Source organism: Mesotoga sp. HF07.pep.5.2.highcov, assembly GCF_003666285.1.
GTDB lineage: Bacteria > Thermotogota > Thermotogae > Petrotogales > Kosmotogaceae > Mesotoga > Mesotoga prima.
Map to the genome: position 1 here is coordinate 1 of NZ_JFHJ01000276.1, position 1,125 is coordinate 1,125.

A 1,125-nucleotide genomic window follows, 5' to 3' on the forward strand; every position below is an offset into this window, starting at 1 on the left:
ATCTGCTTCTATCCCGCACTGAGAGTTCACTGCCGATCGAGAAAAATCTCATTAATTTCTCTCAGCTCTTGCTCCAGACGACTGAAAAGATTTTAATGATTCATTCCGATAAAGATCTGGAAATCGATATTGCTCCAGATATAGTGATTAGAGGTTCCGGCTACATGCTGGAGCATGTGATCATCAATCTGCTCGACAACGCCTGCAGATACACAACCGACGGATCAGTAGAGGTCAAACTGATTTCCGATGAACATGGTTCCTTTCTCTCGATTTCGAACATGGGAAAAGCTATCGATTTCGTTCAAAACGAAGAACTCGAGGAGGCCAAGCAAATTAAGGGGTACGGACTGGGCCTTCGGGTGGTCAGGTCAATCCTCAGGGCGCATGGTTTGAAGCTTGAATACACTCATCTGGATGGAAAGAATATCTTCGTGATTGATTTTCCCTTCGAAGAGTGAAGATTTAGCCTAAACTTACATTTTGATTGTAGGATTCTGACGTGCCGTAGTCGCCTATATGGATTTCTTAAAAATGCTCATCGAATGGTGTGGGAGGTAGAGAATGAAGCTCAACGATTTCAAACTGGAAATCTACTTTGGAAAGCATGAGTTTAGTGCGCCTTATCTTCTTGCACAGTCGGACTGCGAAGCCATGACAATTAAAGAATTGCTGCAAATGGCGGGGGAGAGCTCGTCCGAGTTTCTCGATACATGGCTTGGATACACTGAAGTTTCGGGCAATCCGATATTGAGAAAGGAGATCTCCCGCCTGTACTCGACTGTTGGAGAAGAGGATGTTCTTGTTCATTCCGGGGCGGAAGAGGCGATCTTCAACTTCATGAATGTCTTTCTTCAGAAAGGCGACCATGTGATCTGTCAGTTTCCAGTTTATCAGTCACTGTACGAAGTTGCCAACGCAATCGGATGTGAAGTGACCCGCTGGGAACTGAGAAGAAGTGGGGAAGAATGGAGCTTTGATGTAGATGAACTGAAGGATCTTGTTCGCCCAGAAACTAAACTCGTTGTAATAAACAATCCTAATAACCCGACCGGATACCTTGTTTCTAACAGAGACCTGATGAAGATCGCTTCCTTTACAGAAGAAAGGGGGATTTTCGTTTTC

Annotated in this window: 2 protein-coding genes; both read left to right on the forward strand. The window is 44.6% G+C overall.

The window, feature by feature from the left end; genetic code table 11:
• Positions 1-461, forward strand: a 461-nt coding sequence (locus BG32_RS05900) for a sensor histidine kinase KdpD (protein WP_121526554.1), incomplete at its 5' end; no start/stop codon positions are given.
• 103 nt (positions 462-564) lie between these two features.
• The coding region (locus tag BG32_RS05905; protein ID WP_121526555.1) for an aminotransferase class I/II-fold pyridoxal phosphate-dependent enzyme at positions 565-1,125 on the forward strand (561 nt) is incomplete at its 3' end.